Annotated in this window: 15 protein-coding genes; 8 read left to right on the top strand and 7 right to left on the bottom strand. The window is 53.2% G+C overall.

Annotated elements, in window-relative coordinates:
- Window positions 1-60 precede the first annotated feature (60 nt).
- The 4 genes from ACYP03_RS10725 to acsA are packed head-to-tail and all read right to left on the bottom strand — an operon-like array spanning window position 61 to window position 5,106.
- On the bottom strand, window positions 61-1,341 hold the full coding sequence (locus ACYP03_RS10725; RefSeq protein WP_459779720.1) for a dihydrolipoamide acetyltransferase family protein: 1,281 nt from the start codon (window positions 1,339-1,341) through the stop codon (window positions 61-63).
- On the bottom strand, window positions 1,341-2,324 hold the full coding sequence (locus ACYP03_RS10730) for an alpha-ketoacid dehydrogenase subunit beta (RefSeq protein ID WP_459779722.1): 984 nt from the start codon (window positions 2,322-2,324) through the stop codon (window positions 1,341-1,343). The genes ACYP03_RS10725 and ACYP03_RS10730 overlap by 1 nt, the downstream gene beginning before the upstream one ends.
- Before the next feature lie 23 nt (window positions 2,325-2,347).
- Window positions 2,348-3,337, bottom strand: a complete 990-nt coding sequence (gene pdhA / locus ACYP03_RS10735; protein ID WP_459779724.1) for a pyruvate dehydrogenase (acetyl-transferring) E1 component subunit alpha — start codon at window positions 3,335-3,337, stop codon at window positions 2,348-2,350.
- Window positions 3,334-5,106 carry an acetate--CoA ligase gene (gene acsA / locus ACYP03_RS10740; protein ID WP_459779726.1) on the bottom strand — a complete coding sequence of 591 codons (1,773 nt, stop codon included), beginning with the start codon at window positions 5,104-5,106 and terminating at the stop codon, window positions 3,334-3,336. Before acsA ends, pdhA begins: the two co-directional genes overlap by 4 nt.
- Window positions 5,107-5,411: 305 nt before the next feature.
- Here acsA and ACYP03_RS10745 point away from each other — a divergent pair, with 305 nt between their 5' ends.
- The 3 genes from ACYP03_RS10745 to ACYP03_RS10755 are packed head-to-tail and all read left to right on the top strand — an operon-like array spanning window position 5,412 to window position 9,722.
- On the top strand, window positions 5,412-6,083 hold the full coding sequence (locus ACYP03_RS10745; protein WP_248140098.1) for an ABC transporter ATP-binding protein: 672 nt from the start codon (window positions 5,412-5,414) through the stop codon (window positions 6,081-6,083).
- Window positions 6,064-8,529, top strand: coding sequence for an ABC transporter permease (locus tag ACYP03_RS10750; RefSeq protein ID WP_459779729.1), 2,466 nt, complete (start codon window positions 6,064-6,066; stop codon window positions 8,527-8,529). Before ACYP03_RS10745 ends, ACYP03_RS10750 begins: the two co-directional genes overlap by 20 nt.
- Window positions 8,529-9,722 carry a lipocalin-like domain-containing protein gene (locus ACYP03_RS10755; protein ID WP_459779730.1) on the top strand — a complete coding sequence of 398 codons (1,194 nt, stop codon included), beginning with the start codon at window positions 8,529-8,531 and terminating at the stop codon, window positions 9,720-9,722. Before ACYP03_RS10750 ends, ACYP03_RS10755 begins: the two co-directional genes overlap by 1 nt.
- Window positions 9,723-9,731: 9 nt before the next feature.
- Here the strand turns inward: ACYP03_RS10755 and cra are convergent, their stop codons facing one another.
- Window positions 9,732-10,718, bottom strand: a complete 987-nt coding sequence (cra, locus tag ACYP03_RS10760; protein WP_248140104.1) for a catabolite repressor/activator — start codon at window positions 10,716-10,718, stop codon at window positions 9,732-9,734.
- Window positions 10,719-10,994: 276 nt separating this feature from the next.
- Here cra and fruB point away from each other — a divergent pair, with 276 nt between their 5' ends.
- From fruB to fruA, 3 genes are read left to right on the top strand one after another with little or no spacing between them, the layout of a single operon-like run.
- Entirely contained in the window at window positions 10,995-12,140 is a 1,146-nt protein-coding gene (fruB, locus tag ACYP03_RS10765; RefSeq protein ID WP_459779733.1) for a fused PTS fructose transporter subunit IIA/HPr protein, read from the top strand.
- A 14-nt stretch (window positions 12,141-12,154) separates the two neighbouring features.
- Window positions 12,155-13,147, top strand: coding sequence for a 1-phosphofructokinase (gene pfkB / locus ACYP03_RS10770; protein WP_459779735.1), 993 nt, complete (start codon window positions 12,155-12,157; stop codon window positions 13,145-13,147).
- A 13-nt stretch (window positions 13,148-13,160) separates the two neighbouring features.
- Window positions 13,161-14,903 (top strand): PTS fructose transporter subunit IIBC, encoded by a 1,743-nt coding sequence (gene fruA / locus ACYP03_RS10775; RefSeq protein ID WP_459779737.1) that lies wholly within the window; start codon window positions 13,161-13,163, stop codon window positions 14,901-14,903.
- Between the two features lie 331 nt (window positions 14,904-15,234).
- On the opposite strand, the gene ACYP03_RS10780 is transcribed toward fruA, so the two are convergent.
- Both ACYP03_RS10780 and ppsR read right to left on the bottom strand, forming a co-directional pair.
- Window positions 15,235-15,981, bottom strand: coding sequence for a hypothetical protein (locus ACYP03_RS10780; protein WP_248140112.1), 747 nt, complete (start codon window positions 15,979-15,981; stop codon window positions 15,235-15,237).
- Between the two features lie 281 nt (window positions 15,982-16,262).
- Window positions 16,263-17,096, bottom strand: a complete 834-nt coding sequence (gene ppsR, locus ACYP03_RS10785; protein WP_330959559.1) for a posphoenolpyruvate synthetase regulatory kinase/phosphorylase PpsR — start codon at window positions 17,094-17,096, stop codon at window positions 16,263-16,265.
- A 220-nt stretch (window positions 17,097-17,316) separates the two neighbouring features.
- Between ppsR and ppsA the strand changes: the two genes are divergently transcribed.
- A complete protein-coding gene (gene ppsA / locus ACYP03_RS10790; RefSeq protein WP_459779740.1) occupies window positions 17,317-19,680 on the top strand; it encodes a phosphoenolpyruvate synthase in 2,364 nt (787 codons plus the stop codon).
- 371 nt (window positions 19,681-20,051) lie between these two features.
- The gene (locus tag ACYP03_RS10795; protein ID WP_330959557.1) at window positions 20,052-20,771 is read left to right on the top strand and encodes a hypothetical protein; all 720 of its coding nucleotides are present in this window, start codon (window positions 20,052-20,054) and stop codon (window positions 20,769-20,771) included.
- Window positions 20,772-20,951: the final 180 nt, after the last annotated feature.

Raw genomic sequence — 20,951 nt, forward strand, 5'->3', positions numbered from 1 at the left:
CCGTTTATCGCTGTTTGATGGATCACTGTTTTATGGGTAACTGATTTATAGCGGCTTCATTCATAACAGCTTGGGTTGCTGTAATTGCTGGGATAACGCGTGGAGGAACTTCGCGCCCTGGATACCATCGCTGACTCTGTGATCTGCGCTGAGCGTGACCGTCATCGTGTCACAAATGTTGATCTGTCCCTGTTTGACGAGCGGGGACTGGCGTAACCGGCCAAAACCGAGGATGGCGACCTGTGGCGGATAGATCACGCCGAAGACGCTGTCTGATCCCCGATCCCCGATATGGGTGAGTGTGATGGTGGCATCAGTCAGTTCAGAGCTGCGCAGGCGGCCGGTCCGGCTGCGCTGGCTGATATCCCGAAGCGCCAGCATGGTGTCATTGAGCGAAAGCTGGTCCGTATGGTGAATGGCGGGCACCATCAGGCCGCCTTCCCGCAGACTGATCACCGTGCCGATGTGAATGGCCGGGGCCGGTTCAAATCGGCCGTCCAGATAGTGCCCGTTCAGGGCCGGGAAACGCGGCAGCAGGATTGCGACGGCTTTGATGAGCAGGGCTGTGAGCAGCAGGCGATCGTCGGGGTCCCGTCCGGCATTTTCCTGGCTCAGCCATTGTTGTGCGACACTGAGATCGATCTCATGGCTCAGGTAGTAGTGCGGGATTTCACGTTTGGATTTCTCCATGGCGGCAGCAATGGCTTCTCGCATCGCGTTTGAATCACGGCTACTGGTGGCTGTTTTGGGTGCCACTGCTTTTGATAAAGGCGCTGCTGTCGATGCCTCCGATGGGCTGGAAGCCGCGGACTGGGCCTGAAGAAGCGTTTTTATATCCTTCAGTAAAATAGCCCCCTGAGGGCCTGATCCGGAGATGCCCTGGAGGTCCAGCTGTTGTTGCTGCGCCAGCGCTCTGACAATCGGTGAAGCCAGGCGCTGTGATGTCAAAGCGCGAACGCTGGTTTCAGTTGCAGGAGCCGTTGAGACGACCGGAACAATCGGCGGTTCATGGTGTATCGGGGGCGATATGGATTGAGACACCGGCTGCTCATTGTCTGTCACAATGTCAGCGGCGGCTTTTGTTTCGGTAATTGAATCTGCATCAATGGTCCCCAGAATCGCGCCGACCGGCAGGGTCAGCATCGGCTGGACCAGAAGACGGCTGATGGTGCCGGAATAATAGCTTTCCATCTCAATGGCACCTTTGTTGGTTTCGATCACGGCGATACTGTCGCCTTTGCTGACGTGATCGCCTTCAGCAACCAGCCACTCCGTGAGCGTGCCGTCGCGCATGTCTGCCCCCAGAGATGGCATCACAATGTCGAAGGACTGGCGAGCCATCAGCGACCTTCCATCACGGCTTTTGCCGTGGTGACAATCTGTTCGACCTGAGGCAGTGCGGCCTGTTCGAGGTGGCGGGGGTAGGGGATGGGCACTTCCGCGCTGCACACCCGTCTGACTGGCGCATCCAGAGACCAGAATCCATCTTCCATGATGATGGCACTGATTTCTCCGGCCAGACTGCCGGTCTGCCAGCCTTCATCGATGAGAACCGCCCGGTGTGTTTTGCGGACGCTGTTCAGCAGCGTCGGCTTGTCCAGCGGTCGCAGGCATCGCAGATCAACCACTTCCGCAGAAATGCCGTCCTGTTGCAGCTGTTCGGCAGCCGTCAGTGCTTTCGGCAGGTTGCCGCCGTAGGTGATCAGACTGATATCCGTTCCCGGACGGCGGATCAGCGCGGTTTCCATCGGGGCATCCGGTTTGTCCGGCACGGTGCCGGGTTCATTGAGCAGCATGACGTGTTCGAAAATCAGGACCGGATCCGGATCGGCCAGTGCCTGTTCCAGCATGTACCGGGCGTCGCTGTGCGTGGCCGGGCTCAGAACTTTGAGACCGGGAATATGGGCATAGAAGTTCTCCCAGCTGTGTGAATGTTGGGCCGCCAGCTGCCTGCCTGCACCACAGGCCATGCGGATCACTAAGGGGACATGGAACTGACCGCCGGACATATGGCGCAGCGTAGCCGCGGTATTAACGATCTGATCCATCGCCAGCAGGCTGAAATTGACCGTCATGACTTCAACGATCGGACGCATACCACCCAGCGCGGCACCGATGCCGACGCCGACAAAGCCGGACTCGCACAGCGGGGTGTCGATGATGCGTTCGGCTCCAAACTGGGCCAGCAGCCCTTTGCTGACGGCATAACAGCCGCCATAACGTCCGACATCTTCGCCCATCAGAAAGACCCGGGGATCCTGATTCAGCGCTTCTTCCAGACCGGCACGTAATGCTTCGCGGTAGCTCATGGTTTCTGAAGCCATAAATGTCCTTCCCGTAAATCGACTTAACGGTGGGTCTGACGGGGGCTGTAGACATCCCGGGACAAATCTTCCACCGGTTCCCACTCACCGGCTTCAGCAAAACGGACCGCAGCCTGAATCTCTTTGTCGACGTCTTTTTCGATGTCATCCAGCTCACTGTCCAGCAAATGACTGTTGTTTCTCATCCATTGCACCAGTTGTCTGACCGGGCCTTTTTCTTCCCACAGCGCCACTTCTTCTTTTGCACGGTAGAGCTGGCTGTCGAAGCTGGAGTGGCCCCGAAAACGATAGGTTTTGCATTCAAGCAGATAAGGTTTCTGTTGTGTGTGGATGTACTCAGTTGCTTCAAGGGTGGCGGCTTCCACATCCACCACATTCATGCCATCTACCTGTGCGGCGGCGATGCCGTAACTGTCGGCCTTTCTGGCGATATTGGTTTCCGATTCAGACAGGGTCAGTGCGGTGCCCATGGCATAGTTGTTGTTCTCACAGATAAACAGCACCGGTAACTGCCACAACGCTGCCAGATTCAGGCTTTCATGAAACTCACCCTCGGCAACGGCACCCTCACCGAAAAAGCAGGCGGTCAGGGCGGTGCGCTGCATTTTTTTGTTTGCCAGTGCCAGCCCGGTTGCCAGCGGCAGGCCACCGCCGACAATGGCATTTCCGCCGTAAAAATGCGTTGCGCGGTCAAACAGGTGCATGGATCCGCCGCGTCCGCGACTGCATCCTGTGGTCCGGCCATACATTTCTGACAGAACACTGCCCATACTGACGCCGCGGGCCAGCACGTGGCCGTGTTCTCTGTAGGTCGCAACGACCTGATCATCGGCACTGAGCACACTCATGACCCCGACCGCAATGGCTTCCTCGCCGATATAGAGATGCAGAAAGCCGCGAATTTTTTCCAGCGCATACAGTTCGGCACATTTTTCCTCAAAGCGGCGGATCCGCAACATCTGTTTGAGCTGACGCAGTAAGTGGGCGCGGTTGATATGGAGTCTGCTGGTCATTGTTCGTCGCTCTCCAGAGTTGAAAGATCACCTTCGGGCAAGCCGAGTTCACGGGCTTTGAGCAGCCTGCGCATGATTTTACCGCTGCGGGTTTTCGGCAGGTTGCGACGAAAAACAATCTCTTTGGGCGCAACGGCCGCCCCCAGATGCTGGCGGGCAAAACCAAGTAAGGTTTTTTGCAGGGTTTCATCGGGCGTAAACCCGGGTTTGAGGGTGACAAAGGCTTTGACGATTTCACCGGCAACCGGATCGGGTTTGCCAATTACTCCGGCTTCAGCCACGGCTTCATGCTCCATCAGCGCACTTTCTACTTCGAACGGGCCAATCAGATGTCCGGATGACTTGATGAGATCATCCTTGCGTCCGACAAACCAGAAGTAGCCGTCTTCATCTCTCATGGCTAAATCGCCGCTGAGGTACCAGCCGTTGGCAAAGCAGTGGCGGTATTTTTCTTCCTGATGGAGGTAACCGCGAAACATGGCGGGCCAGCCGGGTTTCAGTGCCAGTTCACCGACCTGCATTGGTGCGGTGATGATCTGGCTGGTGCCATCGTCCTTGTGGCCGATGATGGCGGCCTGAATCCCGGGCAGAGGGCGCCCCATGGAACCGGGTTTGATGTCCTGACTGGCCAGGTTGGCAATCATGATGCCGCCGGTTTCGGTTTGCCACCAGTTGTCGTGAAAAGGTATTGAGAAAGCGGTTTGTCCCCACAGAACCGCTTCAGGATTAAGTGGTTCCCCGACACTGGCAATAAAGCGCAGCGCGGACAGATCGTACTGATTCCGGATCGCCAGTCCGGCTTTCATCAGCATCCGGATGGCCGTCGGCGCGGTATACCAGACGGTCACCTGCTGTTGCTGGAGCAGGCGATACCAGCGCTCGACGTCAAATTCGGCTTCATCGATGATCATCGTGACGCCTAAACACAGCGGCGCGATGATGCCGTAAGAAGTACCGGTGACCCAGCCCGGATCGGCGGTGCACCAGTAGGTGTCTGAGGGTTTCAGATCCAGCGCCCAAAAGGCGGATAACTGATGATAGGCCACCGCCTGATGGACGTGGATGACCCCTTTGGGCTGACCGGTTGTCCCGCTGGTAAAGTGCAGCAGCGCCATGTCTTCAGGTTGGGTTTCCGCACAAGGGAAGTCAGGGTCGGCCTGCTGCATAAGCTCGGACCATAAATGACAGTCGGGTTCGTCATCCGGTTCGCCATCAATCAGGATGACCGCTTTCAGACTTGGCAGGGATTGCCGCCACGATTTTACCTTTTTCCGGTACAGGCTGCGGGTGGTCAGCAGAAGCTGGGCTTCCCCGATGTCCATCCGGGATTGAATCGGCTCGGGGCCGAAGGCCGAGAACAGTGGGGTAAAAACACAGCCTGCTTTTAATGTGGCCAACGCGGCGATATAAAGTTCCGGCCGGCGACCGAGCAAACTGAAAATACGTGCGCCGGTTGGTAAATTTAACGTGTGAAGAATGCTGGCAAAACGGCTGGTGAGCTGACACAGATCGCGGTAACTGTAATCAAGAATCTCATCATTTTTGCTGATCCATCGGATGGCCAGCTTGTCTGCCAACGGGCTGTTCAAGTGGCTGTCTAGCGCCTGATAACAGATATTCAGCCCGCCGCCCGGCAGCGTTTTCAATTGTGGTCCACCTGAAGCGGCATTGTCCGAACAGAAATCGGTAAATTCGCTGCAGCATTGCTGATAGTCGGCCAGATTGGCAGTCGCGGCATTTGCTGGTTTTTTGATAATCGGAACAGCCATCTCTGCTTTCCCCTGATACAGCCTGGCGGCGTCGATGTCATTTCATCTGGAATACCGAAGTTGCTGTATAAGGATAGTTGGCTTCAACGTGAGGATGCGGTCGAGCCTGTGAGACAAGCTGTGAATCAGTGTCCTGGGCACAGATGTTACGGACCCAATCGCCCGCCGGAGCATCAGGCGATGGACTACACTTATTTCCTGAACCTTCTGTTCTAAAATAATTATCTGAAAATACATGGATTTCAGGCTGATAAGCCGCAGCTTTGTTCTAAAGGGCGATCTTTGTTTCATCCACGGAGGCGGGCATGCTACGACTTGTTGATCTCTGTAAAGGGTATCAGGATGGCAACGAGTTTCACTCCGTACTTCAGGGAGCTGCGCTGACGCTCGACCGGGGAGAACAGGTGGCGCTGATGGGCGAGAGCGGATCCGGCAAGAGTACGCTGCTGAATCTGATTGCCGGGCTGGATCGGGTCGATCAGGGCGAAATCTGGCTGGCGGACACCCCGCTGCATGCAATCTCAGAACGGGCCCGGACGGCTTTCCGTCGGCATCATATCGGGCTGATTTTTCAACAGTTTAATTTACTGCCCACCTTAACCACACAGGACAATATTCAGTTTTGCCGCCAGCTGAAGGGACTGCCGGATCAGCCGGAGCTCTGGCGCAATATTGTGTCGGCACTGGATCTGAAACCCTTACTCAAGCGATATCCGGAAGAGATGTCAGGCGGACAGCAGCAACGGGCCGCGATTGCCCGTGCATTGTATATGGAGCCGGATATTCTGCTGGCTGATGAACCGACCGGCAGCCTGGATGAGCGGAATGCACAGGCGGTGATGCGGCTGCTGACGGGCCTGACCAGGCAATTGAATTGTTCTTTGCTACTGGTGACGCACAGTCATCAGGTGGCGTCTTACATGAATGGCCGGGTGATGCTGAAAGGGGGCGTGCTGAATGCGCAACCCGGTCTTTAATGCACTCTGGGGCCATTACCGGCGTCATCCTTTGCAGATGGTGCTGCTCCTGCTCGGACTGGTCATGGGGATTGCACTGCTGGTGGGGGTACTGGCGGTCAACCAGCAGGCCAGAACAAGTTACCGGGCCGGAGAAATGCTGTTCAAAACGCCGTTCCGGTATGCCATTCGCCATCAGCAGGCCGGGATGACAGTGCCGCAGGGGCTGTATATTCAACTGCGGCGAATGGGCTATACCCAATGCGTGCCCTATGAAATGCACCGCATCGAGACAGCCGAAGCCGGTCCCCTGACGCTGGTGGGCATTGATCCTTTTGTCATGATGCCGTTTGCTTCGTCGCGCAGCGAATCGGCTCAGTCTGTCGCTTTGAGTCAGACGCCGGGGCAGATTTGGATCAGCCGTCAACTGGCACAAATCAAACAGTTAACCAACGGTCAGCGGCTCACGCTGAATACGGGGCGTGAGGTCGGTCAGCTGGCGATTGTCAATGATGACCGGATTCATGGCGCACGTCTGCTGGCCGACATGGGGCTGGTGCGGCAGTTGTTTCCCCGCTCAGGGTTTACCGCCGTGTTCTGCGGTCAGTTAACGCAGGATGAGCAACAAGACATCAGTCAGTTGCTGCCGGGCGGGCTGATCCTGACCGAAAATGATCATGCGCATCTGGAACCTCTGACCCGGGCTTTTCATCTCAACTTATTTGCCATGGGCATGCTGGCTTTCATCGTGGGCTTGTTTATCTTTTATCAGGCCATGTCGCTGTCACTCACGCAGCGTCAGTTTCTGGTCGGTCTGCTTTGTCAGAACGGCGTATCCGGCTCGCAACTGGCGAAAGCCTTGTGTATTGAGCTGATGCTCTGGCTGGTGATTGGTGTGGTGGGCGGGAATGTGCTGGGCTTGTTTCTGGCGCAGAAGCTGTTGCCGTCGGTCGCAGCAACACTCAGCGACCTTTATCAGGCCAATATTGCGTTAACGACCGGATGGCACTGGCAATGGGGGGCGCTCAGTCTGGTGATTGCCCTTGGCGGCACTGTGCTGGCCTGCGGCTGGCCACTGGTGCGGCTGATCCGCACACAACCGGCCCGGCTGACGGCACATATGACGATGGTCAGAGGCAGTTGGCGTGAATTCATCTGGCAGGCATTGATGGCAGCATTGTTCATCATGGCTGCTGTGATGATTTATTTTCTGGAACACAACCAGTTCGCCGGGTTTGCGTTGATTGGCTGTCTGCTGGCGGCGGCCGGACTATTGATGCCATTTCTGTTATGGGCCGTGTTTAAAGGGCTGGCGAAATGGCTTCGTTCACCACGGGTCCGCTGGTTTTTCAGTGATGCTGCAGCCAGTCTGAGCTACCGGGGCGTCGCAGCCATGGCATTTATGCTGGCGCTGGCTGCCACGATCGGGATGGATACTATGGTGGGCAGTTTTCGGCTGGCAACGCAAAACTGGCTCGGGCAACGGCTGGCCGCTGATCTTTATATTCAGCCGTCCACACATCAGGCCGCTTCAATTGCCCGCTGGGCAGTCAAACAACCACAGGTCAAAGCCGTGTGGTGGCGATGGCGTCAGGAAATCACCGGGGACCGCTATGAACAACCGTTGCAGATCTTCAGTATCGGGTCATCGGCTGGAGAAAAACAGGCTCTGCCAGTCAAAGCGGCACTGGATGATTACTGGTCGTTACTGCACCGTCAGGGACCGGATAAAATCTTTCTTGCCAGCGAATCGCTTGCACTGAGAAATCAGTGGGTGCCCGGCCAGACCGTCGATTTACCACCAAGACTGGGGCTGGGCTGGCGTCTCGCAGGCGTGTATTACGATTACGGTAACCCTTATGGGCAGATTGTGGTGGCTGAGTCTGTGTGGCACACCCTGTTTCAACGAGAGGGGAAAGTCAGTCTGGCAATTCATCTTCACAACGAGAAAGAGATTCAGGGCGTGATGAATCACATTCTGGGCCGCTTCGGTCTGAAGGCCAGTCAGGTGCGTGATAACAATCAGATCATGAATCAGGCCATGGCGGTGTTTGACCGGACTTTTATTGTGACAGCAACGCTGGGCAAACTGACGCTGTTCGTTGCTGTGGGCGGTTTGTTCATCGCCACAATTGCGGGTGAAATTTCCCGGCAACGGCAGTTTGCTTTACTGCGTTGTATGGGCATGACCGGCAAAGAACTGGCATTACTGGGGGGTGGACAGCTGCTGGCGATTGGTGCCATGACAGCGCTGATTGCTTTGCCGCTGGGTTTGCTCCTGGCCCAGTTGCTGATTGATGTGGTGCTGAAATATTCCTTTGGCTGGACCATGCCGGTTCGCTTCTTCCCTTTGCAGTATCTGTTTTCGCTTGGCACCGCACTGGCAGCTCTCCTGCTGGCTGGCGCGTGGCCCGTCTGGCGGCTGGTGCGACGCTCTGCCATGTTATCGTTGCGGGAGGCATTCTGATGCCGAGACTGAGAATCTGGCTGAGGCGTTATATGTTCGGGTTGCTGAGCCTGTTCCTGTTGATCCTGTTATTGTTCGGCTGTGAGCCTGATTCCCGGAAAAACAATTCACTGGCCATACTGTCTCAGCAGAACGATGCAGGATTTGAGCAGGTGACCCCAGGGAAGCCGCTGATTTTCCCTCAGGATCATCTCAGCCATCCCGGCTTCCGGACGGAATGGTGGTACCTGACGGCCAATCTGATGTCTGATTCCGGCCAGTGGATCGCAGTGCAATGGACGTTGTTCCGGACGTCAGCCCGGCCGAATCAGGGCGATGTCCAGGCGACGGGATGGCAGAGTCCGCAGCGATTTATGGCCCATGCTGTGGTCACGACGGCGCAGAAACGCTGGCAGGCGGAACGCTTTGCACGCGGCGGTATCGGGCAGGCGGGTGTGACGGCGGAGCCATTCACCTTGTGGCTCGATAACTGGCGGTGGCAGGGGCAAGAACAGGGGAAAAGACAGGCGGCATCGCCGTTCCCGGGGACTTTAACTTTCCGTGATCACAATATGGATGTGATGCTGAAAATGCGCAGCTTTGGCAATCGGGTCCTGCAAGGGGATGCCGGTTACAGCCAGAAAGATCCGGCAGATCCGCGGCTGGCTTCTTACTACTACAGTATGCCTTTTCTGAACATCGATGGTGAGATTCGCCTGGATGGCGAGCTGTACAAAGTGAAAGGGGAAGGGTGGTTCGACCGCGAGTGGAGCAGCCAGGCGATGTCTGAACACCAGCAGGGCTGGGACTGGTTTTCAATTCATCTGGACGATGGCAGAGCACTGATGCTCTATCAGTTACGCAGTCGCAAACATCCGCCTTTTGTGTTTGGCAGCCTGAGCTGGCCTGATGGCCGAAGCATCCGGATCACTCAGGGAAAAGCCCGCATGACACCAATACGAATGGCGACATTACGAAGCGCAAGCCAAGGAACTGAAATCCAAGGCGCCGAAACGCCGGGAACCGACAACCAGACTGAACGTGAATTTCCGGTGCGCTGGCATCTGGTGGTGCCCGAACAACACATCGAGCTGGATGTTCAGGCCCGGCGCGACGATCAGCTGCTGCCGTTTCTTTTTCCCTACTGGGAAGGCCCGGTGACGGTAACCGGCAGTCACACCGGGCAGGGGTTCATGGAGCTGACGGGCTACTGATGAAAAAACTTAACGCACTTTTAACTGGCGCGGAATCACTTCCACACCGGCGCGGTAACGTCCTGCCGTGGCATTCAGGGCGAGTTCCAGTGCACTGTCGGCAATGTCTTCGAACTGCTGGGGCAGAGAATGAATCCGCATCGGCAGAAAATCCAGCAGGCGGTGATCACCAAAGGTCGCCAGCTGAGTGGTTTTCATGAGCTCCGGGTGAGACAGCAAGCAGTCCAGCATGCCTTCAAACAGGGTGTAAGAGGTGATCAGAATGCTGTCGGGGACGGCATCTTCCTGAATCCACTGTTGTAACAGGCGCTGTCCTTCTTCCGGACTGAAGTGCTCGCCATACAGGGTTTTCGCCGAGAGCGCTGTGTTGCCCAGATCCCGGATGGCGGCTTTGAACCCCAGCTCACGTTGCTGAGAAATGCCCAGTTCGGGCACGGCGCCGATCAGACCGATGGATTGAGTGTGTGGTTGAATCAGTTGTTTGGTCAGTGCATAAGCACCGTCGTGATCTTCGCTGATCACGCAGGCAAAGAACTCATCATCCAGTCCCCGGTCAATGGCGATCACCGGCACGCCGGCAGTCTGTATCTCGCGATAGAAGGGATGGTCAGCAGGCAGGCTACTGGCAACGATCAGCGCATCAATCCGGCGGGCGACTAACGTCTGGGCCACTTTCATTTCTGTCTCCGGTTCATCATCGGAGCAGCTGATCATCAGCTGATAGCCAGCTTTACGGGCATCTCTTTCGAGCAGCTTTGCCAGTTTGGCATAACTGCTGTTTTCCAGATCCGGAATGATCAGGCCCAGAGAACGGGAGCTGCCTGCCCGAAGGGCACTGGCGGCGTGATCCGGCCTGAAATTGTGTTCTTCGACTACAGCCATCACTTTCTGCTGGGTTTTCTCGCTGATCCGGTACTGACTGGCTTTACCATTGATCACGTAGCTTGCCGTGGTCTTGGAAACCCCCGCCAGCCGGGCAATTTCATCTAGCTTCATCTTGTGTATTTACTCGAAAAATCAGGGAAAGTGTGGTTTGGATCATAGATTGAAACCGGATCGAAAGTCCATTGTTTGCAATTCTTGCTGAATCGATCCAGCATGATAGCTGAAAGGTTTCAGCACTGTATTCAAGCTTATTCTATACTCACTGGTACATCGCTGAAACTTTTTATTTCCCGGCTTGCTGAATCGTTTCAGCTTCCGGTGGATTCAAGCGAAGCACTCAGTAAATCCGGTCAACAGAGCCGGTCAGCAAACGAGGGGAGTGAACCGATGTTGTCACTGACGCGACAAGACATTGCGCTGAATCAGTCAGCCAATGATAAAACCGCTGCAATTTCTGCCCTGGCGGGCGAACTGACCCGACAGGGGCTGGTGGCCGAGGGCTATGTCAAAGGTATGCTGGCCCGTGAAGCCCAGAATTCCACATTTCTGGGCAGCGGCATTGCGATTCCTCATGGCACAACCGATACCCGTGCTCTGGTCAATCAGACCGGAGTGAAAATTCACCATTTCCCTCAGGGGGTCGATTGGGGAGACGGTAACATTGTGTATCTGGCGATTGGGATTGCGGCGAAGTCTGATGAACATCTCGGCATTCTGAAGCAACTGACCAAGGTGCTGTCGGCCGATGGGGTTGCTGAACAAATTCAGCAGTGCAGCAGTGAAGATGCCCTGATTGCCTTGCTGAATGGCGAAACTCAGCTTGAAGCGGATTTTGATGCCGGGTTGATTGCGCTGAATTTTCCGGCGACTGATTTACTTCAGCTGACAGCGGTCGCAGCAGGTTTGATTAAAAATCGTCAGGCCGCGGGCCATGGATTCGTGGCTGATGTGATTGCCAGTGACCCGTCGTATCTGGGGCAGGGATTGTGGCTGGCAAAAAGCAGTCAGGATGTTTCGCGCACCACATTGTCATTTGTGACGCTGTCACAAGATACAGCACATCAGGACAAGCCAGTGAAAGGTCTGCTGATGATTGCTGCCGGAAACGGCACTTATCAAAAGCCGCTGAAGCTGATTTCGAAATGGCTGTATCAGCAGCAGCTGCAAGTTTTGTTTGAAACCGAAGCTGCGAAACTGCCTTTCCTCCTGACTGAATCTGAAGTCACTGAATCCGGGGTTCAGGCGGGTGAGGATGCAAATTCCGCGGTGTATCAAATTCGCAACGCGCATGGTCTGCATGCCCGTCCGGGTGCAATGCTGGTGAGCGTCGCCAAGAAATTTGAGTCGGCGATACAGGTTCGCAATCTTCAGGGGGACGGGGCTGCTGTGAATGCGAAAAGCCTGATGAAAGTGATTGCGCTGGGTGTGAAACATGGTCATGAGCTGGAGTTCACTGCAGACGGTGCGGATGCAACTCAGGCGCTGAACGCGATTGGTGATGCTATTGCGGCGGGTCTGGGTGAAGGCAAATAAGAGAGGGCAAATCAATGAACACCCAGACAACTAAAACCGCAGCGAAGCCCAAAGTCGTGGCCGTGAATTTGAATCCGGCGCTGGATTTAACCGGCAACCTTGCTTTGCTGGAGCCGGGCACAGTCAATCTGATCGCGCAAAGCTCTCTGCATCCGGCCGGAAAGGGGGTCAATGTGGCCCGGGTTCTGGCTGAACTTGGCGCCGCAGTAACCGTGACGGGACTATTGGGCACGGAGAATCAGGATCCCTTCTGTGAGCTTTTTGCTCAGTTTGGCATTGAAGATGCTTTTGTCCGCGTGCAGGGTTCAAGCCGGATCAACGTCAAGCTGGTTGAAGCCAGCGGTCGTGTCAGTGACATCAATTTTCCGGGTGTCGTGGTGACAGAAGATGATGTTGCGTCCATGGGGCAAAAACTGTTCGAACTGGCTGAGCAGCACGAGGTATTCGTGATTGCCGGAAGCCTGCCGGTTGGTTTGAGTCCGGAGACCTGTGCGCAATGGATTAAAGTACTGAAATCACAGGGAAAAAAAGTATTTTTTGACAGCAGTAATGACGCGCTGAAAGCAGGCGTCCTTGCTTCGCCCTGGCTGGTGAAACCCAATGATGAAGAGTTGTCTGCGCTTTGCGGGAAAGCGCTGGAAACCCCGTCTCAGTTGCAGGCCGCTGCAGAAATCATTCACCGGCAGGATATCCGCAATGTTGTGGTGTCCCTGGGTGCAGACGGGGTGATGTGGCTGGATGAATCGGGCTGGTTGCAGTCGCAGCCGCCAAAAATGACGGTCGTCAGTACGGTCGGTGCGGGGGATACCCTGGTGGCTGGTTTGTGCTGGGGAGAACTCAATCGCTGGAATAAACAAGAAACACTGAAGTTTGCAACGGCTCTGTCCGCGCTGGCAGTTACCCAGATTGGGGTGGGCGTACCGGATGCGGCTGTGCTGCAGCAAACGCTGGAAAGTGTTCGGATTTTTAACGAGCAGCCTGTTGGCCAAAACGTGAACGTTGAATGACAAAGGTGACGACATGAAGATAGCAATACTGACCGCTTGCCCAAGCGGGATCGCAAACACAGTGATTGCGGCGGGACTGATGGAACAAGCGGCAAAAGACCTGAACTGGCAGGCAGAGATTGAGTGTCTGTCCGGTATCCTTCCGGTACAGGTGTTGTCTGATGCAATGGTTGCGCAGGCCGATGCTGTGGTGGTGGTCTCCGATTGCCCGGTCGATCTGAACCGGTTTGTGGGTAAAAAACTGTACCAGGGCGGAATGGCCGCCTGTCTGGCCGATCCCAAAGGTTTTCTTGAACAGGCCGTTGCCAGTGCAACTGTGCTGGAAGAGGCACCTGTCGTCGCTTCAGTTGATACCGTGATTTCAGCGTCCGCCACACAACGGATTGTCGCCATTACGGCTTGTCCGACCGGTGTTGCGCATACGTTTATGGCTGCAGAAGCGCTGGAAGAAGAAGCCAAACGTCAGGGATATGACATCAAGGTTGAAACCCGTGGCTCCGTGGGTGCAAAAAATCAGCTGACTGAAGCGGATATTTCTGCAGCCGATCTGGTGATTATCGCCGCGGATATCGAGGTCGATCTGAATCGTTTTCAGGGCAAAAAATTATACAAAACCAGTACAGGGGCTGCGCTGAAGAAAACCCGGCATGAAATCGATAACGCAATTGCCTCGGCTGCTGTGTATCAGGGCAAAGCGTCTGGTTCATCATCGGAACAACCCGCGAAAGAAGAAAAAGCCGGACCCTATAAACACCTGATGACCGGGGTCTCCCATATGCTGCCGCTTGTGGTTGCCGGCGGTCTGGCAATCGCATTGTCGTTTGTCTTTGGTATCGAAGCATTTAAAGAAGAAGGCACACTGGCTGCAGCGCTGATGAAAATCGGTGGTGGTTCGGCCTTTGCCCTGATGATTCCCGTGCTGGCGGGTTATATTGCTTATTCGATTGCCGACCGTCCGGGTCTGGCACCGGGTCTGATTGGCGGTATGCTGGCCAGTTCGACCGGAGCTGGTTTTCTTGGCGGGATCGTTGCTGGTTTCCTGGCGGGTTACAGTGCCAAACTGGTGGCGGAACAGGTTCGTTTGCCGTCATCCATGGAAGCGTTAAAGCCGATTCTGATTATTCCGCTGATCGCCAGTCTGATCACTGGTCTGGTCATGATTTATATTGTCGGTGGTCCGGTTTCAGCGGCGATGACAGGTTTAACAGAGTTTCTGAATAACATGGGATCTGCGAACGCGGTGCTGCTGGGAATTTTGCTGGGCTGCATGATGTGCTTTGATTTAGGCGGCCCGGTGAACAAAGCGGCGTACACTTTTGGTGTCGGCTTACTGGCATCGCAAACATATGGTCCGATGGCTGCGGTCATGGCTGCGGGCATGGTGCCTGCGCTGGGCATGGGACTGGCAACTTTTCTGGCGAAGCGCAAGTTCAGTCTGCCTGAACAGGAAGCGGGTAAAGCTTCATTTGTGCTGGGATTGTGCTTCATTTCAGAGGGTGCCATTCCGTTTGCAGCACGTGATCCGATGCGGGTGATTCCAAGCTGTATGGCTGGTGGTGCGCTGACAGGCGCATTATCGATGCTGTTTGGTGCAAAACTGATGGCGCCCCACGGCGGTCTGTTCGTCCTCTTTATCCCGAATGCGATCACACCTGTGCTGATGTACCTGGTTGCCATCGCAGCAGGGACGATTCTGACCGGCGTAACTTATGCTTTCCTGAAACGGACGGAAGAAGCACAGTTAGCGACAGCATAAAGAAAGCGGCAAACCACTTGCTGCTGCAAGATTCGAAAATAAAAGAGCCCCGGGCATTGAATGCCCGGGGCTTGCCACCGCTGCCTACTGAATCTGTGGGCTTGATATGCTTGCGTTGCTATTCTGTTATCCCCAAATAAAACGCAATCCAGAACAGCTTTGCACACCAACCGCGTTATTTTGTGTAGGCTCTCCGTGCGATGAAACGTCGCCGGTCAGGCGAATGCGCAATGTTTCCCAATTATTATTATTCACTCAATGTCATCGGTGATGCATTGATGTTGTTGTATAGACTCTTGATACCCCTGCGATGCGATGACTGCTTTACGCTTTATTCTTGGACTGCATAGAGAATTTCATCATCACTGGTAATCAGCAGGTAGGCATCGCCGGGTTGTAAATCCGGTATGCCGCACAAATCCAGCTGCACGGGCTCAAGACCGGTTCCGGCTTCTCCTTTGGTCGCCGAAATTTCAAATTGATCATTACAGCTCGCCATCAAAATGGGTGATGAAACCTTGCCTGCCGTGACATTCGTTGCACCAGAAGCCGTCGCGGATTCATAATCAATTTTAATATCTGTGTTCGAAAAGACCCTGAACCGGTATTGGTCGGCAGGGACGTCATCATGGTCCCGGCGGACGGATGTCACCTGAAAACTGTTGGTGGTTTCTCCGTTGAGCCAGACCACAGCCCACCAGTCTTCACCGCTGTTCAGCAGGGTATTGGTTTGTGCCGGTTCTTCATCAAGCCGGTATTTGCTGTCCCAGATTCCGATGCTGATATCCAGAGCAGAACTGCCGCCCCATTGATGGGTATACTCGCGATGGGACTCGTTACTGACCGGGCCAAGTTTCAGATTGGCTTGCGTGAACAGCTCCGCAATCGCGGAATCAGAACCATTTTTCACAAAAACATCAATCTGATCGCGCGCAGTATTCACAAATGTCAGTCTTGCCTGCTTATCCAGCTGGCTGCTGCTGCCGGTTGCATCATTGCCCGAACCGCCAGAACCACCACAAGCTGAAACTGTGAGCGCAATCCCCAGACTTAAAGTGAAACACCAAAATGGCTTCATCGTCTGCCACCTCTAATGGGATTAATTTATTCTTTTATTAGTAAGCATATTTCAACGAATGGCGCTTTTTTGAGGATTTCAGTGGTGTCAGAAAAGTTTTCATTAATTAGTTCAATTCTTGAGGTTTTTTGGCTCTCAAAGCTGAGACAAGCCCAATCGGCAAGAGAAAAAGCGGATGTTTGGTGGGTGGATAGGGAATGGCGAACGAACAAAGAGAATCACGAAACCATAGTTGCAGTCTATGGCTTCGTTAATTTTATAACATTATCAATATCACTTTGTTAACACATGCGGCGTTTGAGACCGCTGATGTCCAGTAAGCGGGTTGAAATTTCTTCAACTGACAGCGAAGTGGTATTGAGATAGGGGATGGCTTCCCGGCGGAACATGGCTTCTACTTTAGCAAGCTCGCTCTCACATTGATCTTCACTGGCATACTGACTGTTGGCATACCGCTCATTACGAATGGTAACCAGACGTTCGGTATCAATGGTCAGGCCGTAGGTTTTGTAACGGTAAGGTTCGATTTCTTTCGGCAGTTTCAGGCTGTTCATGTCATCTGCAATGAAGGGATAGTTCACTGCCCGGATCCCGAACTGCATCGCGAGATAAAGACTGGTTGGTGTTTTACCGCAACGGGAAACACCCAGCAGAATAATATCTGCCTTTTCCAAGTTATTCAGAGAGATTCCATCGTCATGGGCGAGTGTATACTCGATCGCAGCAATCCGATCCTGGTAGCTTGCCGCATCGCGGCTGATACTGTGCGAACGACCCAGCATGGCATTCGGCATCATGTTCAGATCCTGGCTGAGCGGCTGTACCAGTGCGTCCAGCACATCGTAAAGTTTTGCCTGGCTTTGGTTGATGACCGCTTTGACGTCGGGCAGCACAATGGAAAAAAACACCAGCGGTTCAATGCCGGATTCCCGGTAGGCGGCATCAATTTTGTCTTTTACTTGCTGGGCGCGTTCAATCGTTTCTACAAAAGGGAGGGTCGTTTGACGAATCTCCAGATCGAATTGACCCAGTACAGCATGACCAAGTGTTTCAGAAGTAATCGCTGTGCCGTCAGAAACGTAAAATACATCACGAAAATCAGATTTGCGGCGCATAATAAGTTGAGTCCTTTAAATGATCCTGTAACGATTGGGGCTGACAAACAATTTATAACTATAACCCTACAGGGTAAGTGTTCTGCTGAGCAAGCTTTTGCCAGTAGTTTGTCTCGAACGGAATCTATTCTGAAGCAAGTTTTTTTTGAATGCTAAAGCAATCGTTTTCGTTGAGAGTTTGCCCACACAATACAGCTGATCCAATACAAGGAGACTTCCCGTGCAACAGAATGTTGTTTGGTATGACGCTTTATCGATGAATGATGTTGATAAAGTTGGTGGTAAGAACGCATCGCTGGGCGAAATGGTCGCTAACCTCGCGAATGCAGGCGTGAAAGTACCGAATGGTTACGCAACAACATCTTATGCATTCAACCAGTTCCTGGAAGCCAATCACCTGAATGATCGCATTTACGATCTGCTGGATACGCTGGATGTTGATGATGTGAATGCGCTGAAACAGGCGGGTGAAACGATTCGTAAATGGGTTTACGAAGCTCCGCTGCCAGCTGAACTGGAGCAGGAAATTCGCAAATGCTACGTGGAGTTAGGTGAAGGCGACGACATGCTGTCTGTTGCAGTTCGTTCTTCAGCAACTGCAGAAGATCTGCCGGATGCCTCTTTCGCCGGTCAGCAGGAAACTTTCCTCAACGTGCGCGGCATCGAGTCTGTCATCGAAGCTGTGAAACACGTTTTTGCTTCTCTATTCAACGACCGTGCCATTTCTTACCGCGTGCATCAGGGCTTCGACCATAAAGGTGTTGCACTGTCTGCCGGTATTCAGCGCATGGTGCGTTCTGACAAAGCGTCTTCTGGCGTCATGTTCACCCTGGATACCGAATCTGGTTTCGATCAGGTTGTCTTCATCACCTCATCTGTGGGTCTGGGTGAAATGGTCGTGCAGGGCGCAGTCAACCCGGACGAATTTTATGTGCACAAACCAACGCTGGTAGCCGGAAACCCTGCTGTTGTTCGCCGTACACTCGGCTCGAAAATGCAGAAAATGGTTTACGGCGAAGGCAAAGAGTTGGGCACTCAGGTTGTCATTCAGGACACCACATCAGCTGAGCAAAACAGCTTCTCGCTGACTGACGACGAAATTGAATCACTGGCAAAACAAGCCATGATCATCGAAAAACACTACGGTCGTCCGATGGACATCGAGTGGGCGAAAGATGGGATCACGGGTGAGCTGCTGATCGTTCAGGCGCGTCCGGAAACTGTGCGTTCCCGTGATGACGCCAACGTGATGGAGCGCTTCCATCTGAACGGTCAGGGCAAGTCTCTGGTTGAAGGTCGTGCAATCGGCCAGCGCATCGGCACTGGTGTGGTTCGCGTGGTGAACGATCTGGACGAGATGGATCAGGTTCAGCCTGGCGATGTGCTGGTGGCAGACATGACCGACCCGGATTGGGAACCTGTGATGAAGAAAGCCGCTGCGATTGTGACCAACCGCGGTGGCCGTACCTGCCACGCTGCGATCATCGCGCGTGAGCTGGGTATTCCGGCGGTGGTGGGTTGTGGCAATGCAACGTCACTGTTGAAGGATGGCCAAACCGTCACCGTTTCTTGTGCACAGGGTGAAACCGGTTATATCTACGAAGGCGAACTGGATTTTGAAATCCGTCGTTCAGAAGTCGATAACCTGCCGGAACTGCCGCTGAAAGTGATGATGAACGTGGGTAACCCGGATCGTGCATTCGACTTTGCCTGTATTCCAAATGAAGGTGTTGGCCTGGCGCGTCTCGAATTTATCATCAATAAGATGATCGGTATTCACCCGAAAGCACTGCTTAATTACGATGCGCAGTCGGATGAGCTGAAAGCCGAAATTGAGCGTCGTATTGCGGGCTACTCGGATCCGGTAGAGTTCTACATTCAGAAACTGACCGAAGGGATCTCAACGCTGGCTGCAGCATTCTGGCCGAAGCGCGTGATCGTTCGGATGTCCGACTTCAAATCGAATGAATACCGCAATCTGGTTGGCGGCCTGAACTTTGAACCGGTTGAAGAAAACCCGATGATTGGTTTCCGTGGCGCTTCTCGTTACGTGTCACCTCAGTTCCAGGACTGTTTTGCACTGGAATGTGAAGCCATTAAACGTGTGCGTAACACCATGGGTCTGCGCAACGTCGAAATCATGATTCCCTTCGTACGCACCGTGAGCGAAGCGGCATCTGTGATTGACCTGCTGGCGAAATTCGACCTGCGTCGCGGCGAGAATGGCCTGAAAGTCATCATGATGTGCGAGCTGCCATCAAACGCAATTCTGGCGGAAGAGTTCCTGAAGTACTTCGATGGTTTCTCCATTGGTTCAAACGATATGACGCAGCTGACGCTGGGTCTGGACCGTGACTCCGGTGAAATCGCCCATATGTTTGATGAGCGCAACGAAGCGGTGAAAGCCATGCTGTCGATGGCCATTAAAGCAGCGCGTAAAGCCGGGAAGTACGTCGGCATCTGTGGTCAGGGCCCGTCCGACCATGACGATCTGGCTGACTGGCTGATGGAGCAGGGCATTGACTCTGTTTCCCTGAATCCGGATACCGTGGTTGAAACCTGGCTGCACTTGGGTAAGAAATAAGCACAAGTCAGCTAAGCTGAAATAAAGAATCAAAGCCCGCGCCAGTCGCGGGCTTTTTTGTCACTCAAGTCATCGTTGAATGCATGGTTTCTATGTGCATTGTTTCGATATACATCGTTCTATATGAATAGTTTCGATGCTTGTGAAAACAGGCATCCTGAGCGTTCAATCTTTCATCATATTACTTTTACTTATCAATCACTTATCATTTCATCTTTCCCTCGATATCACACTTGTTGATTAAGCAATGTGATCCGCATGCATAGAGTAAAAACACTAGATTGATATGCAATCTGCTCAGTGAAACCCTATGTGCATCAGCAGGCGGATCTTGCTGATTTCATTCAATAATTGCATTTCGAGAGAGAAAGATGTTTAAAAAGAAATTATCCGTCGTCATGTTGGCATCACTGGGTCTGTTTGGTTGTGGCTCGGACAACGATAAAAAAGCGGTTGAAGAGAATGTGACTGAGGAAGTTGTTAAACCGGCAGGGTTGAATGTTCAGGTGGAGCTCTATAATCAAGTTCCGGAGTTGTTGACTGAACGTCAAGAGCTGGTGGTTGGGTTTGGTTTTGACATTGATAATTCAGGATTCATTGAAACGGAAAAAGATTTTACTATTACTGCTAAATTTACAAACGAAAAATCTAGCATAGAGTTTGGTATTGATCAGTATTCATCGATAAGAGAAAAGAAAGGTGATTCTTCTTCAAACTATGTTGTAGAACAACTGGGGACGGCAAAGTTAGAAACGATTGATGGTAAATCTGTTGTGAGCATCAATATTTTACCACAGCCAGTTTTAGCAACAGAGAAGGATAAAGAAACGGATGTTTTGATCGGTTCTAATAAAGATGATCGAGCCCTGAATGAATACCTGACGAGAGTAGCTGCAGCAAAACAAGCGCCAGCGATGAATGCAGGAGTAAGCTATAGAGATTATTCATCACGAGTAGGTTCTGAAGATTATCTCATCAATGGTGACGCAGTGGTACAGTTGAACTCTAACAGCATCTTTGATCCGAAAGATGATTATCAACAAGATGCTAATTACGCTGATATCGAGCGTTTTACTTTCAGTTTCGATTAATTTAAATTTGTGATTGTGAAAATAAGCCCGAAAATACGGGCTTATTTGCTTACAGGCTTATCATGCAGAGGGTGTTTTAAAAGTCATCGAAGTCATGAGATTGCATGACTGGACTGTATCGGTGATCGATTTCTTGCATCTAGCAAGGCATCAGAGTTGTGTGAATATTCATCATTTTAT

The organism is Photobacterium sp. R1, from assembly GCF_054600795.1.

Bases quoted from the DNA above. Each gene is read 5' to 3' on its own strand.
- acsA (WP_459779726.1), bottom strand. From the start codon at position 5,106: ATGGCTGTTCCGATTATCAAAAAACCAGCAAATGCCGCGACTGCCAAT.
- ppsR (WP_330959559.1), bottom strand. From the start codon at position 17,096: ATGCGCCGCAAATCTGATTTTCGTGATGTATTTTACGTTTCTGACGGC.
- ACYP03_RS10725 (WP_459779720.1), bottom strand. From the start codon at position 1,341: ATGGCTCGCCAGTCCTTCGACATTGTGATGCCATCTCTGGGGGCAGAC.
- fruA (WP_459779737.1), top strand. From the start codon at position 13,161: ATGAAGATAGCAATACTGACCGCTTGCCCAAGCGGGATCGCAAACACA.
- ACYP03_RS10730 (WP_459779722.1), bottom strand. From the start codon at position 2,324: ATGGCTTCAGAAACCATGAGCTACCGCGAAGCATTACGTGCCGGTCTG.
- ACYP03_RS10755 (WP_459779730.1), top strand. From the start codon at position 8,529: ATGCCGAGACTGAGAATCTGGCTGAGGCGTTATATGTTCGGGTTGCTG.
- cra (WP_248140104.1), bottom strand. From the start codon at position 10,718: ATGAAGCTAGATGAAATTGCCCGGCTGGCGGGGGTTTCCAAGACCACG.
- pfkB (WP_459779735.1), top strand. From the start codon at position 12,155: ATGAACACCCAGACAACTAAAACCGCAGCGAAGCCCAAAGTCGTGGCC.
- ACYP03_RS10795 (WP_330959557.1), top strand. From the start codon at position 20,052: ATGTTTAAAAAGAAATTATCCGTCGTCATGTTGGCATCACTGGGTCTG.
- pdhA (WP_459779724.1), bottom strand. From the start codon at position 3,337: ATGACCAGCAGACTCCATATCAACCGCGCCCACTTACTGCGTCAGCTC.
- fruB (WP_459779733.1), top strand. From the start codon at position 10,995: ATGTTGTCACTGACGCGACAAGACATTGCGCTGAATCAGTCAGCCAAT.
- ACYP03_RS10750 (WP_459779729.1), top strand. From the start codon at position 6,064: ATGCGCAACCCGGTCTTTAATGCACTCTGGGGCCATTACCGGCGTCAT.
- ACYP03_RS10780 (WP_248140112.1), bottom strand. From the start codon at position 15,981: ATGAAGCCATTTTGGTGTTTCACTTTAAGTCTGGGGATTGCGCTCACA.
- ACYP03_RS10745 (WP_248140098.1), top strand. From the start codon at position 5,412: ATGCTACGACTTGTTGATCTCTGTAAAGGGTATCAGGATGGCAACGAG.